This window comes from Kribbella sp. VKM Ac-2566, assembly GCF_004366005.1.
GTDB lineage: Bacteria > Actinomycetota > Actinomycetes > Propionibacteriales > Kribbellaceae > Kribbella > Kribbella pratensis.
The window spans coordinates 23,172-35,343 of record NZ_SODT01000001.1; the positions used below are offsets into that span (position 1 = coordinate 23,172).

The window sequence follows — 12,172 nt, forward strand, 5'->3', positions numbered from 1 at the left end:
GGAGTCCTATCTGTACGTGAGCAGGTCGGCACCGACGTGGACATGCTCGTTGTAGCTCACCACAGTCAGCCCGCTGCGGCCGGACACGACCTTGGTGATCGCGGTGTTGATCGTCACCGGGTTCAGCTTCGCCCACAGCCCGTCGCCACCGGACAGCAGCCGGCTCACCACGGCCGCGATCGGCCCGCCGGATGTGAAGACGAGCGCCGCCTCACTCTTCCCGAGTCGCTCGGCGGTCCGTCGTACCGCCGCCTCGGACCTGTCGCAGAACGCCTGGAACGTCTCGGTGTACCCGTCGCCCCCGTCGATCCACCGCTGGGTCGCCGCGGTGAACACGTCCTGGAAGGCACGCTTCGGATTTCCGGTGCGCGCAAGGTCGGCCACCATCACCGTGTGCCGCCTGTACGCCGGTTTGTGCGCGACGAGCACCTCCTGGTGGTCGAACTCGTCGAAGCCCGGATCCACCTCCGCGGTGAATCCCGCCAGCGACGCGGTCTGCTGGTGCCGGTGCATCGAGCCGGACATCACGAGCTGCGGCTGGACCTCCGCCAGTGTCTGCCCGAGCCGCTTCGCCTGCTGCTCGCCCAACTCTGACAGCTTGTCGTAGTTGCGTGCACCGAACGATGCCTGCGCGTGCCGAATCAGGTAGATGACCGCCACTCACGCCTGCCGGATGATCTTGCGGCAGCGCCGCTCGAGGAGATTCACCGGCAGCCAGAAGTTCTTGAACCGCGGGTTGCGGGTCTGCTTGTGGTGATAGCGGTAGTAGATCTGCTGCGCGATCACCGCCAGCCGGAACAGCCCGAACACCTCGTAGAACGCCCAGTTGTCCGCCTCGAGCCCGGACCGCTTCACGTAGTACTCCACGATCTCGTCCCGCGTGAGCATGCCCGGTGCGTCCGACGGCTGTAGCCGGAACCGGCGGAACGCCCAGTCGTCGTCGGCCTGCACCCAGTACGCGAGCGCACTCCCGAGATCCATCAACGGATCCCCTAGCGTTGCTAGCTCCCAATCGAGTACGCCGACCACGCGCAGCGGATCGTCCGGCGCCAACACGACGTTGTCGAGCCGGAAGTCGTTGTGGATAACGCAGGTGCGGACGTCGGCCGGCTGATGAGCGGCGAGCCACTCCATCACGCGCTCGTAGCTCGGTACGTTCCACGTCTTCGCCTTGCGATAACGCTCGGACCAGCCGGTGACCTGGCGTTCGACGTACCCCGCACCCCGGCCGAGGTCGGACAGCCCGGCCGCCGCGGGGTCGACCGCGTGCAGTTCGGCGAGCGTGTCGATCAAGGTGAAACCCAACTGCCGGGTCTGCTCCGGAGTGAGGTCGACGCCCAGCGCGTGATGCCCGGGGATCGTCCCGACCACCCGCTCCATCACGTAGAACTCGGAGCCGACAATCGTCTCGTCCTTGCAGTGGGCAACCATCTCCGGCACGTACCGGAACACCGGCTTCAGACCGGCCTGGATGCGGTACTCGCGGCCCATGTCGTGCGCGCTCTTCGCCTTCGTCCCCGCCGGTGGACGGCGCAGGATCAGATCGTGGCCGGGATAGCTCAACAAGTACGTCAGGTTCGACGCGCCGCCGGAGAACTGCTTCACCTCCGGCAACCCGTCCGGAACCGAGGCGTGCTGCCGCAACCACGCGTCGACCGCAGGTACGTCGAAGGCGTCCTCGTCGCGCACAGCGCGAGCGCCGTCCGCCACCCCTGTCACCGCCCGTCCGGCGGACGGGTCTCCACCCCAGCCGCTCCGCTGGCGCGCTCCGCCCGTTCACGCGCGCGAGCGGCGATCTTGCGCATCTGCCGGTCGTACAGCGGCCGGGCGAAACGCTTGGTGCGCCACGCCAGCGCGGCCGGCCGGTCGGGGATGATCAGGAACCGCTTCTTCTTGATTCCGTCGAGGACCGCGGCGGCGATGTCGTCCGCGGACCGCGGTGACTTCTCGATCAGCTGGCGCGCGGTCGCACCCATCGCGCTGTCCGCGCCGCGGATCGAGTCCGCGAGGTTGGTCCGGAAGAACGACGGGCAGGCCACCGACACGTTCACGCCGTACGGATGCAGCTCGTGCGAGAGCGTCTCGGAGAGCGCGACGACGCCGGCCTTCACCGTGTTGTACGAGCTCATCATCGGCGGGTGGACGAGGCCGGCCGCGGACGCGGTGTTGACGATCTGACCGGAGCGCTGCCGTTTGAACAGCGGTACGAACGCGCGGCAGCCGCGGACCACGCCCATCAAGTTGATGTCGACGACCCGGTCCCATTCGTCGAGCGTCTCGACGTCGATCCGCCCGCCGGTCGCGATCCCGGCGTTGTTCACCAGGATGTCCAGGCCGCCCCAGTTCTGCTCGCACCACGCGACCGCGGCGTCCCAGTCCTCCGGGCTGCGCACATCGAGCTTGAGGTACGCCGTCCCGCCGTCGAAGTCCTCGGCCATGTCCGTGCTGAGCACCTGGTGGCCGTCAGCAACGAATCGCGCGACCAGCGCGGCACCGAGCCCACTGGCCGCGCCGGTAACGAGGACCCGGCTCACTTGGCCTCCTGAACCGCCGAGAGGTACGACGCGAGTTCGATCCTCGCGATCACCCCACGATGCACCTCGTCGGGCCCGTCGGCCAGCCGCAACGCGCGGGCGCTCGTCCACGCCGCCGCGAGCGGGAAGTCGTCGGACAGCCCACCGCCGCCGTGCAACTGGATCGCCATGTCGATGACGTCCTGCGCCATCCGCGGTACGGCGACCTTGATCTGACTGACCTCGCTCAACGCGCCGGCGAGTCCCTGCGTGTCCAGCAGGTACGCCGTCTGCAGCACGAGCAACCGTGCCTGGTTGATCGCGATCCGCGCGTCCGCGATCCGCTCGCGGTTGCCGCCGAGGTTGACGAGCGGCTTGCCGAACGCGGTCCGGCTGGTGCCGCGCTGCAGGGCGAGCTCGAGTGCCTTCTCGGCCAGGCCGATCAGCCGCATGCAGTGGTGCACGCGGCCCGGTCCGAGCCGGCCCTGGGCGATCTCGAACGCCTTGCCCGGTCCGACCAGGATGTTCGCGGCCGGCACGCGCACTTCGGTGAACGACACCTCGCCGTGGCCGTGCGGTTCGTCGTACCTGCTCATCGCGGGAAGCAGGCGCTCGACCTTCACGCCCGGGGTGTCCCGCGGGACCAGGACCATCGTGTGGCGTGCGTACCGGTGGGCGTCGGGATCGGTCAGGCCCATGAAGATCAGCAGTTGGCAGTCGGGGTGGCCGACGCCCGTGCTCCACCACTTGCGGCCGTTGATCACGACCTCGTCGCCGTCGAGGACGGCGGTCGCCTGCATGTTGGTGGCGTCGGAGGACGCGACGTCCGGCTCGGTCATGCAGAACGCGGAGCGGATCGTCCCGTCCAGCAGCGGTTCGAGCCAGCGCTTCTTCTGGTCGTCGTTGCCGTACCGGAGCAGGACCTCCATGTTCCCGGTGTCCGGCGCGTTGCAGTTGAAGATGTACGGCGCGATGAACGAGCGGCCGGTCAGCTCCGCGATCGGGGCGTAGTCGAGGTTGCTGAGGCCTTCGCCGTACTGCTCGTTCCCCGGCTCGGCCGGCGGGAGGAACAGGTTCCACAGGCCTGCGTCACGGGCTTTCGCCTGCAGGTCCTTGATCATCGGTTGCGGCTGCCACGGGTCACCGGCGGTGCGGATCGCTGTGTGCAGTTCTGCCTCGACCGGCTCGATCTCGCTGCGCAGGAAGGTATCCACGCGGGCGATCAGATCCTGAGCCCGGGCCGAAGGTTCGAACCCCATCAAGACTCCTCCCTCTCGCCTTGACCGTAGCTCAGCTTCTAAGCAATGCTCAATGGCATGGATCACCGGCTGTCAGCGGAGGACCGCAAGAAGCAACTGGTCAAGATCGGCCTGATGATGCTTCGCGACCAACCGATCCATGAGCTGTCCGTCGACGCGATCGCCGCCGAGGCCGGGATCTCCCGCGGGCTGCTGTTCCATTACTTCCCGAGCAAGCGTGACTACTACCTCGCCGTCATCGCCGCGGCCGGTCGACGCCTGCTCCGGGTCACGAAACCGGCCGAGACGCTGGCGCCGGAGGAGCAGCTCCACGAGATGCTGGTCCAGTTCGTTGCCTTCATCGCACGTCGGCGTACGGCGTATATCTCGTTCGTCCGCGGTGCCGCCGGCGGCGACGACTTCGCGGTCGAGGTGTACGACGAGACGCGCGCGGGCCTGACGAAGCGCATCCTCACCTACCTCGGCACTCCCGAGGTCGCCGACGAACCCGCGTCCCGCGAATACCTCCGCATCCACGCGTGGCTGTCGTACGTCGAGGACCTCGCGATCGAGTGGTCCGGCCTCCCCGAGTCCGACCGCCCGTACACCGCCAACGAACTCGTCGACCACTCGATCGAGGCCCTGTACCTCCTCCGCAAGCTGTAACGCGGTGGGTTGGGGAGGCTTTCTGCCCGATACGGGTAAGAAACCCTCCCCAACCCGCTCACTCCAAGGCGCGGTCAGGCCGACGGCAGGAGTTCTACCGTCAGCTCTGGGTCGGTCATGTCTGGGTCGAAGGGGAAGAGGGGGCGGCGTACGGCGTGGTGGCCCAGGCGGAGGAGGTCTTGGTCTACGCCGCCGGGGGTGAGCGCCAGTAGCCAGTCGGCGGCGAGGTTGTAGAGCTCTGGTTCCAGGTAGCCGATCTTGACGATGACCAGGTCGGTGGCCGCGGGGTCGAGGCCGAGGAGGGTGAAGTCGGCGAGGTGGTGGTACGGCTTGCGGCGGGTCGTGAGGATCGAGTGCAGCCCACCGACCTGCACGACCGCGACGGTGCCGCCGACGGGATCCTCGGAGATCGAGAACACGGTGCCGGACAGCGCGACCGGACCAGCGGGACCGGAGTCGACCTTGCCGCCGGCGGTGACCTCGACCGGATTCCCGACACCCGCCGCGACACAGGCGTCGACCGCCTCGGCGTCGGCGATGCTGGCGTGGATCGCGGTGGCCTTGCCGGAGGTCAGTTCTTCGATCGTGAGCAGCTGACCGAGCGTCCACGACGTGTCGCCCGCGCCGCCGGCGGTCGGGTTGTCGCCCGAGTCGCTGATCAGGAACGGACGGGCATCACTCGCGAGCCCGGCAGTGACGCACTCGTGCAGCGTTCCGGTCGGCGCGACGAAGGCGAAGCCGTCACGGGCGTCCCAGTAGGCCTTGGCCAGCTCGGCGGCGCGCTCCGTGATCAGCGCCTGATCGTCGCCCGTCACAACCACGGCCGCACGACACCGCGGCTCGTCGGCCCACGCGTATCCGACCCATACAGCGGCATCCAGTACGCCGGGCTCGTCCGCGATCTCGCCCACGCGCCGATAGATCGACTTGGCCGGCTCGAGTCGCGTCGACGTCTTCTCGCCCGGCAGCAGCACCGGTACCTGGACCCAAGCCTTCCCGGGCTTCCCGAGTCCGGACCGCAGCCGCTCCACCAGGTTGCGCAGCGCCCGCTCGCGGCTCTCCATCGCGTCCTCGTGCGGCGCCATCCGGTAGCACGTGATCAGATCGACCGCCGTACCGAGCTCGCGGGACACGTTCCCGTGCAGGTCCATCGACGCCGACACGAGGACGTCGGGACCGAGCACGGAACGGATCCGCGTCGCCAGGTCGGCCTCCGCGTCCTGCCGCCCGACGACGCTCATCGCGCCGTGGATGTCGAAGAACAACCCGTCCAAGGGCCCGGCGCCCTCGAGGCGCGTGATGATCTCGGCGGACAGGTCGTCGTACACCTCCGGCAGCACCGCGCCGCCGGGGAGGGACCGCGCGTGCAGCAGCGGGACCCACTCGATGCCCTGCGCCCAGTCCTTGCCGAGGAAGTCGTACCGCTCCAGCAGGTGGTCACCGCGCCGTACGTCGAAATCGGCCAGGCCGGCCCGGTGGGGCGAGAACGTGCTGGACTCGATGGCGATCCCGGCGATGCCGATCCGAAGGTTCATGTCTAAAACCTGCCACAACCGAGCCGTTTTGCGCACGGCCTAACTGTCGATTGTGGACACTCTCGGACCGGTGGATCCTCGAACGACGAGCTCGGTGGCCAGTTCTACGTGGAGGGCCTCGACCTCGTGGCGGTCCAGCAAGCGGATCAGCAGGCTGACGGCCATCCGGCCCATCTCCTGCAGCGGCTGGCGGACGGTGGTGAGCTGGGGAGTGGTCACGCGCGAAAGGTCGAGATCGTCGAAACCCGCGATCGAAACATCGGCGGGTACCGAGAGGCCGCGCTCGCGAGCGGCTTGCAACGCACCGATGGCGGCCTTGTCGTTGAACGCGACCAGCGCGGTCGGCCGTTGATCGAGGTCGAGCAGCTCGCCGGCGGCTCGGTACCCGTGCTGCGTGGTCGGCTGGTCGTGCCGGATCAGCGACGGGTCGGGCAGGATGCCGACGTCCGCGAGCGCAGCCGAGTGACCGCTCAGCCGCGCGTCGGCAGCGAGCCACTCACGCGGACCGGCAATCACACCGATGCGCGTGTGCCCGAGCCCGGTCAGGTACGCCGTGAGTTGCCGAGCGCCGGAGTGGTGAGCTGCGGACACCGAGGGGATGTCACGAGGCAGCGCCGTCCGCGGATCGACGACGACGAAGGGGAATCGCCGCGAACTCAGCCGGACCAGGTCCTCGCTCGGCTCCGGCGGAAGGATCAGGATCGCGCCGCCGATCTCGCGACGGGACGGCAGGCTCGCGAGCGCCGGGTCTTGCTGCGTGGCCTCGCCGGCGTTGAGGACGACCTGCCTGCCGTGGCGGTTCAGCGTCTCCGCGATCGACGACACGATCAGCCCGAAGTAGTCCGTCAGCACGTACGGACAGCGCACGTAGACGGCTCCGTCGACGGGTTTCGCCGTACCGCCACGGGGCGCGGGCGCGCGCAGGCCGAGATTCTCGACCGCCTGCTCGACGAGCTGCCGTGTCTCGGGCGCCACGCTGCCCTGCTGGTTGAGCACGCGGGACACCGTCGCGATCGACACCCCGGTAGCGGCCGCGACGTCTCGCACGGTCGCTCTACCGCGCGGCATTTGTTACATCCCGATGTTTCACGCTCAGCACTCTAGTCCCACGCTCCCAGACCTTGACAGTCCTCAGCACCGAGCGTTCTCTGAGGACGTTTGTTTCATCAAGAGGAGTGAGCGATGAGAACACCCGCCCTCGGCGTCGCCCTTGCTCTCGCGGCGACATCACTCAGCGGTCCCGCCCAGGCCCATCCCCCGACGACTCAGGTCAACGTCTGGGTCACCACGCCCGACCGGGCCGAGCTGCTCCACGAGCGCGCGCCCGTCTCGTTCCAGGACGGCGCGAGCGATCGGACCACGATCACGGTCGACCCGCGCACGACGTACCAGACCATGGACGGCTTCGGTGCCTCGATCACCGACTCGTCCGCCGCCGTGCTGTACCGCCTCAGCCCGGCCGACCGCGAGCAGACGCTGCGCAAACTGTTCGACCCGCAGCAGGGCATCGGCGTCAGCTTCCTGCGGCAGCCGGTCGGCTCGTCCGACTTCACGGCCGCGGCCGCGCACTACACGTACGACGACGTACCCGCCGGCCAGACCGACTTCGGGCTGCGGAACTTCAGCATCGCGCACGACGAGCAACAGGTGCTGCCACTGCTCCGCCGCGCGAAGCAGCTCAACCCGGCGCTCAAGGTGATGGCGACGCCGTGGAGCCCGCCCGCCTGGATGAAGACCGGCGACTCACTCGTCGGCGGACGGCTGAAGGACGACCCCAAGGTGTACGACGCGTACGCGCGCTACCTGGTGAAGTTCGTCCAGGCGTACACGCGGGCCGGCGTACCGGTCGACTTCCTGTCGATCCAGAACGAACCGCAGAACCGCAAGCCGAGCGCGTACCCGGGCACGGACCTGCCCGTCCGCCAGGAAGCAGCAGTAATCACCGCCCTGGGCCCGCTGCTGCAGAAGGTCAGCCCGCGGACGAAGATCCTCGGGTACGACCACAACTGGACCACCCATCCCGGTGACATCGCCTCCACTCCGCCTGGTGAGGACCCGGAGACCGACTACCCGTACAAGCTGCTGCAAACGTCAGCTGCGAAGTGGATCGCGGGTACGGCGTACCACTGCTACTCCGGCGACCCGTCCAAGCAGACCGACCTGCACAAGGCGTTCCCCTCGAAGGGGATCTGGTTCACCGAGTGCTCCGGCTCGCACGGTCCGAACGACACCCCGCCACAGATCTTCCGCGGCACGCTCACCTGGCACGCACGCACGCTGATGCTCGGCACGACGCGCAACTGGGCGAAGTCGGTCGTCAACTGGAACATCGCCCTCGACTCGACCGGCGGCCCGCACCTCGGCGGCTGCGACACCTGCACCGGCCTGGTCACGCTGCAGCCGGACGGGACGGTGTCGACGGATGCGGAGTACTACACGATCGGCCACCTGTCGAAGTTCGTGAAGCCGGGTGCGGTGCGGATCGGGAGTACGTCGTACGGGACGACGGGCTGGAACGGGCAACTCATGTCGGCCGCGTTCCGCAACCCCGACGGTACGACGGCGCTCGTGGTGCACAACGAGAACGACGAGCCGCGGTCGTTCGCGGTGGCGGTCGGGGACAAGTCCTTCGAGTACGAGCTGCCGGGTGGGTCGATCGCGACGTACACCTGGGGACCGACTTCGGCGGACGTGCCGCACGAGCTCTCGGCCGTGAGCGCGACCGCGAGCGTCAACGGAGCCGATGCCGGCCTGCTGGTCGACGCGGACGGGTCGACTGTGTGGCAGAGCAAGGCGGCGCAGGCCCCCGGTCAGTGGGTGCAGGTCGACCTCGGAAAGACGCAGACGTTCCGGCAGGTCGCGTTGGACAGCGGCGGGAACCTCGGCGACTACGCTCACGGTCAGTCGGTTGCTGTCAGCAACGACGGGAGCAGCTGGCGGACGGTCTCCGACGGTAGGTCGAGCAGTCAGTTGACGACGATCGACCTACCGCCGACGCGGGCGCGTTACATCCGGATCACGCAGACCGGCAGTTCCGGCAATTGGTGGAGCCTGGCCGACGTGCGGATCTACCGCTGAGCCTCGATCCAGCACGCGACCGCAGCCGCCTGTTCGTTGCTTGCAGCAATGACCTGGAGGCCGACGGGAAGGCCGTCAGCCGGAATCGGCAGGCTGACGGCCGCGTGCCTGGTGAGGTTCGCGAGGCGCGTGTTGTTGAGGAGCTGCCGGCGTACGTCGACATCGGCCGCGGTCAGCGGCGGCGCGGTGGTGAGAACTGTCGGGGTGAGTACGGCGTCGACGTGCTGGAAGACCGCATCGAGCTCGGCGGTGATACTCGCGGCGTCTTCTTGTGCACGTCGATAGTCAGCCGGTTTCACCTGTGCCGCTTCGATCAGACGCTGACGTACGTCGGGTTGGTATCGGTCCTGTGAGCGGCCGCGGTGGTTGGCCACCGCTTCGGGTCCTTGGAGGTTGGCTGCGGTCGAGAAGCTGTGCGACCAGTCCGGGAGCCGCACGTCGAGGGTATCGAGTCCCTCCAGCGCAGCAGTCCATGCACTGCGGGCCTCAGGACTCAGTTGCAGGTACTCGGGGTTCGTCGGCACTCCGAGGCGGGGTCTGCGAGTAGTCACAGATCCCATGCCTGCCAGCACACTCAGGGCGTAGGCAGCATCTGCTGCGGTGCGAGTCAAAACGCCTACGTGGTCGAGGCTCTGGGACAACGGGAAGACCCGATCGGTCGGCAAGGTGTCGTACGACGGTTTGAAGCCGACGACCCCGCACAACGCCGCAGGGATCCGCACCGAGCCCGCCGTGTCCGTCCCGAGCGCCAGCGGCACCACGCCGGCCGCGACAGCGGCAGCCGAGCCCGAACTCGATCCACCGGTCATCCGCGACGGGTCGTGCGGATTCCGGCACGGTCCGACGCGGTTCGACGTACCCGTGCAGCCGTAGGCGAACTCGTGCGTGTGGCTCAGCCCGATCACGATCGCGCCGGCAGCACGCAACCGGCGTACGACTTCCGCGTCCTGTTGCCCGATCTCGTCCATGGACGCGGACCCGCAGCGGTACGGCAGGCCTTCGACCTCGATGATCTCCTTCACCAGCACAGGTACGCCGGCCAGCGCACCGGTCCGGGCGTGTGCGGCGGCCGCCTTCCGCGCACCGTCGACGTCCAGGTGCACGATCGCGTTCAGGTCCGCCGTGTCGGCGGCCCGCGCCAGCGCGTCCTCGACCAACTGCACCGGATCCAGCGCACCGTCCCGTACGCCGGCCGCGATCTCCTCCAACGTCCTCACTCCCCCATCAGACCACGGAGAGAAGACGGAAACAGGAGCGTCATGCCATGTTGCTACCGTCCGATGGCATGGTGATCGACGGAGTGGAACTGCGGCCGGCGCCGCCGACCGACGCGGACGTGCTTGCCCTGACCACCGCGCAACAGGCCGAACTGGCAGCGATGTACGGCGAGGACCAGCCGCTCGTCGGCCTGCATCCTGACATCACGTTCACGGTCCTGACGCTGGAAGGAACACCGGTCGGCTGCGTCGGCCTCCAGCCGGTCGGGCCTGAGCTGGGCGAGATCAAGCGGATGTACGTCGTACCGTCGGCCCGCGGCTGGGGCCTGTCGCGCATGCTCCTCGAGGTCGTCGAACAGCAGGCCCGCACAGCAGGCCTCACCAGACTCCGCCTTGAAACCGGCACCAAGCAGGTCGAAGCGATCGCCCTCTATACCAACCACGGCTACCAACCGACCCCGCCGTACCCACCGTTCGAAAACGAGATCGTCTCCCTCTGCTACGCCAAGGACCTCTAGAGGTTCAGCACCAGGTCTTCGCCTTCGCGGTGGAAGCCCAGGTTTTCGAGGTACGGCGTGGAGTCGCGCATTCGGGGTGGGGCGATGACCTGGTGGAAGCCCTGGTCGGTGAAGACATCGCTGCGGCGGTAGACGAACTCTCCGGGCGTGAAGTCGCGGTACTTCGGCACCACGTAGTCGAGGTCGATCTGTGCGCGGCCGGTGCCCGCGTCGTGGGCAAGGACGACGCCGACGGTGCGGTCGCCGTGCTGGACCAGGAACGCGTACGGGCTCGTGGCGAGCGTGAAGCCGGGGTTGAACCGGGTGATGTCCTTCTGGTGCCGCTCGAGGATGTAGCCGAGGTACGCGTCGGCCGAGTTCACCGGGAGCACCTGGTACTCAGCCTCGTCGTGCCGGTGCCGGAGCAGTCGCCAGAGATGTACGACGTTGATGACCGCGAGGACCGCGTTCATACCGACCATCGGCCACACGCCGACGACCGCGTTGAACCCGACCAGGATCACGCAGCCGATCAGGTTCAGGATCCGCAACCGAAGGATCCGGGTCTGCAGCAACGACCACACGACCAGCGCGGATCCGCCCCACCCGATGATGCTCCACACGTCCACACCGCGAGACTAGTGTGCGTGAGCGATTTCCTGTTGCTGGACGGCGCCCTGTTACGGCTGGTCGACCCGAGGTTGCTGCGAGCAACGTCGTACGGTCACTTCACCTCGATGCAGGTGCGCGACGGTCAGGTCGACGGGTTGGACCTGCACTTCGAGCGGCTGGACCGCAGTACGCGGGAGGTCTTCGGCCGGCCGCTCCCCGAGGACCGTGTCCGCGCCGACCTGCGCGCAGCGCTCGACCAGGCGGGCTCCGGCGACCTCTCGATCCGCGTGAACGTCTTCGCCGACGACGAACTGCACCTACTGACCCGAGTCGGCCTGCCGGTGGCTCCTGGCACCCAACCGCTCCGCCTGCTCGCCTATCAGCACGAACGCGCCGTCCCGCACCTCAAGCACACCGGCACGTTCGACCTCACGTACTACGCCCGCGCCGCCAAGCAGGCCGGGTACGACGACGCCGTCTTCCACACCGCAACGGGCGAACTCTCCGAAGCCTCCATCTGGAACATCTGCTTCGCCCGCGGCCCGCACCTCGTCTTCCCCGCCGCGCCGACCCTCCCCGGCATCCGTCAGCAGGTCCTCCAACGCGGTCTGGAGTCCTTCGACACATCCCCGATCCCCCTCGCCGACCTCCCGACGTACGACGCCGCCTACCTGACGAACTCCATCGACCCCGCACTCCCCGTCGCGTCGATCACGACAGCCGCCGGCACCACGACGTACGCCCCGCACCCACCCTCAGCGACCACCATCACCAAGACCTACGCAAGCCTCCCCGCCCAACCCATCTGACCGAAGC

At 68.1% G+C, this 12,172-nt stretch carries 12 protein-coding genes; 4 read left to right on the forward strand and 8 right to left on the reverse strand.

The window, feature by feature from the left end:
* Positions 1-6: 6 nt before the first annotated feature.
* Genes EV647_RS00130 through EV647_RS00145 form a run of 4 tightly spaced genes read right to left on the reverse strand, consistent with a single transcriptional unit; the run spans position 7 to position 3,772 of the window.
* The gene (locus EV647_RS00130; RefSeq protein ID WP_133996442.1) at positions 7-660 is read right to left on the reverse strand and encodes a histidine phosphatase family protein; all 654 of its coding nucleotides are present in this window, start codon (positions 658-660) and stop codon (positions 7-9) included.
* On the reverse strand, positions 661-1,710 hold the full coding sequence (locus EV647_RS00135) for a phosphotransferase family protein (RefSeq protein WP_166680167.1): 1,050 nt from the start codon (positions 1,708-1,710) through the stop codon (positions 661-663).
* Positions 1,711-1,715: 5 nt separating this feature from the next.
* A complete protein-coding gene (locus EV647_RS00140; protein ID WP_133996448.1) occupies positions 1,716-2,534 on the reverse strand; it encodes an SDR family NAD(P)-dependent oxidoreductase in 819 nt (272 codons plus the stop codon).
* Positions 2,531-3,772 carry an acyl-CoA dehydrogenase family protein gene (locus tag EV647_RS00145; protein WP_133996451.1) on the reverse strand — a complete coding sequence of 414 codons (1,242 nt, stop codon included), beginning with the start codon at positions 3,770-3,772 and terminating at the stop codon, positions 2,531-2,533. The genes EV647_RS00140 and EV647_RS00145 overlap by 4 nt, the downstream gene beginning before the upstream one ends.
* Before the next feature lie 57 nt (positions 3,773-3,829).
* Here EV647_RS00145 and EV647_RS00150 point away from each other — a divergent pair, with 57 nt between their 5' ends.
* Complete coding sequence (locus EV647_RS00150; protein WP_238175379.1) at positions 3,830-4,417, forward strand: TetR/AcrR family transcriptional regulator; 588 nt, start codon at positions 3,830-3,832, stop codon at positions 4,415-4,417.
* Positions 4,418-4,491: 74 nt separating this feature from the next.
* Here the strand turns inward: EV647_RS00150 and EV647_RS00155 are convergent, their stop codons facing one another.
* On the reverse strand, positions 4,492-5,952 hold the full coding sequence (locus tag EV647_RS00155; RefSeq protein WP_133996456.1) for a M81 family metallopeptidase: 1,461 nt from the start codon (positions 5,950-5,952) through the stop codon (positions 4,492-4,494).
* A 39-nt stretch (positions 5,953-5,991) separates the two neighbouring features.
* On the reverse strand, positions 5,992-7,020 hold the full coding sequence (locus EV647_RS00160; protein WP_133996459.1) for a LacI family DNA-binding transcriptional regulator: 1,029 nt from the start codon (positions 7,018-7,020) through the stop codon (positions 5,992-5,994).
* Between the two features lie 114 nt (positions 7,021-7,134).
* Between EV647_RS00160 and EV647_RS00165 the strand changes: the two genes are divergently transcribed.
* Positions 7,135-9,030 (forward strand): discoidin domain-containing protein, encoded by a 1,896-nt coding sequence (locus EV647_RS00165; protein WP_133996462.1) that lies wholly within the window; start codon positions 7,135-7,137, stop codon positions 9,028-9,030.
* Here the strand turns inward: EV647_RS00165 and EV647_RS00170 are convergent.
* Positions 9,021-10,247, reverse strand: a complete 1,227-nt coding sequence (locus EV647_RS00170; protein ID WP_133996465.1) for an amidase — start codon at positions 10,245-10,247, stop codon at positions 9,021-9,023. The two genes, EV647_RS00165 and EV647_RS00170, sit on opposite strands and share 10 nt — an antisense overlap.
* 68 nt (positions 10,248-10,315) lie before the next feature.
* Between EV647_RS00170 and EV647_RS00175 the strand changes: the two genes are divergently transcribed.
* Positions 10,316-10,765, forward strand: a complete 450-nt coding sequence (locus EV647_RS00175) for a GNAT family N-acetyltransferase (RefSeq protein ID WP_166680168.1) — start codon at positions 10,316-10,318, stop codon at positions 10,763-10,765.
* Here the strand turns inward: EV647_RS00175 and EV647_RS00180 are convergent.
* Positions 10,762-11,373, reverse strand: a complete 612-nt coding sequence (locus EV647_RS00180) for a YgjV family protein (protein ID WP_133996471.1) — start codon at positions 11,371-11,373, stop codon at positions 10,762-10,764. The genes EV647_RS00175 and EV647_RS00180 overlap by 4 nt on opposite strands.
* An 18-nt stretch (positions 11,374-11,391) precedes the next feature.
* Between EV647_RS00180 and EV647_RS00185 the strand changes: the two genes are divergently transcribed.
* Entirely contained in the window at positions 11,392-12,165 is a 774-nt protein-coding gene (locus EV647_RS00185) for an aminotransferase class IV (RefSeq protein WP_166680169.1), read from the forward strand.
* Positions 12,166-12,172: the final 7 nt, after the last annotated feature.

What these genes read in the sequence shown, in the direction of transcription:
- EV647_RS00145 (WP_133996451.1), bottom strand. Translation starts at nt 3,772, where the DNA reads ATGGGGTTCGAACCTTCGGCCCGGGCTCAGGATCTGATCGCCCGCGTG.
- EV647_RS00150 (WP_238175379.1), top strand. Translation starts at nt 3,830, where the DNA reads ATGGATCACCGGCTGTCAGCGGAGGACCGCAAGAAGCAACTGGTCAAG.
- EV647_RS00155 (WP_133996456.1), bottom strand. Translation starts at nt 5,952, where the DNA reads ATGAACCTTCGGATCGGCATCGCCGGGATCGCCATCGAGTCCAGCACG.
- EV647_RS00160 (WP_133996459.1), bottom strand. Translation starts at nt 7,020, where the DNA reads ATGCCGCGCGGTAGAGCGACCGTGCGAGACGTCGCGGCCGCTACCGGG.
- EV647_RS00165 (WP_133996462.1), top strand. Translation starts at nt 7,135, where the DNA reads ATGAGAACACCCGCCCTCGGCGTCGCCCTTGCTCTCGCGGCGACATCA.
- EV647_RS00175 (WP_166680168.1), top strand. Translation starts at nt 10,316, where the DNA reads ATGGTGATCGACGGAGTGGAACTGCGGCCGGCGCCGCCGACCGACGCG.